3 protein-coding genes and 1 pseudogene are annotated in these 2,619 nt (G+C 42.7%); 2 read left to right on the top strand and 2 right to left on the bottom strand.

The window, feature by feature from the left end:
* Positions 1 to 16 precede the first annotated feature (16 nt).
* A pseudogene (locus BN6465_RS00005) lies at positions 17 to 796 on the top strand (L-lactate dehydrogenase); the annotation flags it as partial.
* Between the two features lie 41 nt (positions 797 to 837).
* On the opposite strand, the gene BN6465_RS20025 reads toward BN6465_RS00005, so the two are convergent.
* The gene (locus BN6465_RS20025; RefSeq protein ID WP_074017748.1) at positions 838 to 1,020 is read right to left on the bottom strand and encodes a DUF6472 family protein; all 183 of its coding nucleotides are present in this window, start codon (positions 1,018 to 1,020) and stop codon (positions 838 to 840) included.
* 208 nt (positions 1,021 to 1,228) lie between these two features.
* On the opposite strand from BN6465_RS20025, the gene BN6465_RS00010 reads away from it, so the two are divergent.
* Positions 1,229 to 1,594: a cyclic-di-AMP receptor gene (locus BN6465_RS00010; protein WP_066730572.1), complete on the top strand. Its 366-nt coding sequence runs from the start codon at positions 1,229 to 1,231 to the stop codon at positions 1,592 to 1,594.
* A gap of 71 nt (positions 1,595 to 1,665) precedes the next feature.
* Here the strand turns inward: BN6465_RS00010 and BN6465_RS00015 are convergent, their stop codons facing one another.
* On the bottom strand, positions 1,666 to 2,265 hold the full coding sequence (locus BN6465_RS00015) for a recombinase family protein (protein WP_066730571.1): 600 nt from the start codon (positions 2,263 to 2,265) through the stop codon (positions 1,666 to 1,668).
* Positions 2,266 to 2,619 lie beyond the last annotated feature (354 nt).

Here is a 2,619-nt window from a genome sequence, read left to right on the forward strand (position 1 = left end):
TGCTATGGATATCTAGGCGGGAGATTACTCGGATATCGGGGATGCTTCGCTTATCATCATCACGGCGGGCGCCAATCAGAAGGAGGGTGAGACCCGCCTTGATTTAGTGCATAAAAATACGAAGATTATGAAGAGCGTGATTCAAAATATCAAGGAGGCTGAGTGTGAAGGAATACTGCTGGTAGTATCCAACCCGGTAGATATCCTGACTTACGTCGCATTGAAGGAATCTGGCTTTCCGCAGAACCGGGTCATTGGTTCGGGAACGGTGCTGGATACCGCCCGTCTAAAGTATCTGCTTGGTCAGCATTTGAAAGTCGACAGCAGAAGCGTGCACGCTTTTATCATAGGGGAACATGGAGACAGCGAGCTGGCTGTGTGGAGTTCCGCCAACGTCTCCGGGATTGATCTGGAGCATTTTGAAGAAATCAGGGGGATGAAAGAGGAGGAACGGCCTTGGAGCGATATCTATAGGGAAGTGCGGGACAGTGCGTATGAGATTATTGAGCGAAAAGGCGCGACTTATTACGGTATTGGGATTGCGGTTGCCAGAATTGCAGAATGCATTGTCAGGGACAGCCGCGCAGTCCTGCCGGTCTCGGTCCTGCTCTCTGGAGAGTACGGTCTGTATGACCTATGCTTGAGTATTCCGGCCGTATTAGGACAGAACGGCGCAGAGCAGGTGCTTGAAATTGAATTGGATGACAGCGAGAAGATGCAGCTGGAAGAATCGGCAAAAGAAATCAATAAGGTACTGGCTGAAATCATGGGGCAGCTTATTCCGGGAACATTGTAATTGAAATGACAGTGTGCCACACTACAAACGACCGGTAATGCTTACATTTGTTTGCGGACGACCCGGTATTCGTCACCACAGCGGTAATATGGACATTGGTACTGGCTGTCCGATAGAAACCGCACCATCTCATCTTCATCTAGATTGCGGTCACAAGTGTAACACTCATAGTCATCATCATAGATATAAAAGGTGCAGGTATCACAACAGTTTATATTTGACATCTCCAAATGCTCCTTTCAGCTTTGATGTATCAAATTTTACACATTTCTGTAACAAATGTCAATGAATGTTAAATTTATAAGTTTTTGCAAAAAAGTAATGTAAACTTCGCAGAGTTTGCATTATAATATAACTAAGATAGAAGGCGGAGAGAAATTGCTTCCTCTGCCGCAGAAAACACATTCTATAGGTGAGACAGGAGTGAGAGATATGAGTGATGCAAAAAAGGCAAGTAAACTGATATTGGCGGTACTGCAGAAGGAAGATTTTAAAACGACCCAGAAGGAATTGAATGAGAAAAAGATATTTGTCACAAGGCTATCGAGCAGCGGTGGTTTCCTTCAGAGAGAGAATGTTACTATTATGATAGGTGTTGAGGAAGAGCGCTGGCAGGAGACGATGGACATCCTCAAGAAGACTGCGGGACGGAGAAGAGAAACAATTTACGCTATGCCGGAACCGGCCACTGCCACGGGAAATATGTACGCGAATGTAGGCAGCCCGATTCCGATAGAGAAAGAAGTAGGCGGCATCACCATATTTACCATGCAGCTGGATGAACTGCAAAAATTCTAAATTGTAAATTAAATTATAAGGGGTGAAAGATTTGAAGAATAGTCTTTCACCCTAGTTTTATATCATCGACCTCACTGGTTTTTATGCTTTTTTATCATGGTGCGGAATTGGCTGACTGTAACGCCCAGTTCAGAGCTTGCAGATTTTAAGGTGTGTTCGTGGGACAGCCATTTCTCATAGACGGGATAGAATTCGTCTGGGATTGGACTTGGAAAACGACCCAGATGTTTTCCTTGAGCCTTGGCAATCGCAATGCCCTCCAACTGCCGCTGCTTGATATTTTCTCGTTCTGCCTGTGCCACATAAGAGAGAAGCTGTAAGACAATATCAGAGATAAGGGTTCCTATTAAGTCTTTATTGGTGCGGGTATCAAGAATCGGCATATCTAAAATTACGATATCTGCCTTTTTGCCCTTTACGATCTCGCGCCACTCTTCTTGTATATCTTCGTAGTTCCTTCCAAGCCGGTCAATGCTTTTGACAACGAGTACATCGCCCTCGTGCAATTTTTGCTTGAGCTTCTGGTATTGCGGCCTATTAAAATCCTTGCCGGATAACTTATCGCAAAATATGTTCTGTTCTATAATGCCCCACCGCAAAAGTTCGATTTTCTGACGCTCCATGTTCTGCTCTATAGTTGAAACTCTCATGTATCCATAAAAATTTTTCATATAAAAAAACCTCCTGCCTTTAGTATGGCTGAAGGTTGAATAAATATTTGCCGTGATAAAAAATAGTATAAAGGTACACCTTTTTGACAGGTTGTCCTTCAGCCGATCTGATGTACAAATACATGAATACCTTGCCTTTTTAACCATTATGGGATAAAATAATAGATGGATAGCTATGTTTTTTACGCTATTTCACTTTGTCAAAAAGGTGTACCTTGTTGGCTTTGATAAAGAATAAAGTATTGATAGGTGACCGAGTTATGGAGATTAAAAGTAATAAACAAACTAAAAAAAGCGAAAAAAGATTATCCTTTCTAAAGGTTCGTATTACTTTTATCGTATGTTTACTTTTGA

This window comes from Bariatricus massiliensis (assembly GCF_900086725.1).
Taxonomy (GTDB): domain Bacteria; phylum Bacillota; class Clostridia; order Lachnospirales; family Lachnospiraceae; genus Allocoprococcus; species Allocoprococcus massiliensis.

Coding starts and splice junctions, on each gene's coding strand:
- BN6465_RS20025 (WP_074017748.1), bottom strand. CDS start 1,020: ATGTCAAATATAAACTGTTGTGATACCTGCACCTTTTATATCTATGAT.
- BN6465_RS00010 (WP_066730572.1), top strand. CDS start 1,229: ATGAGTGATGCAAAAAAGGCAAGTAAACTGATATTGGCGGTACTGCAG.
- BN6465_RS00015 (WP_066730571.1), bottom strand. CDS start 2,265: ATGAAAAATTTTTATGGATACATGAGAGTTTCAACTATAGAGCAGAAC.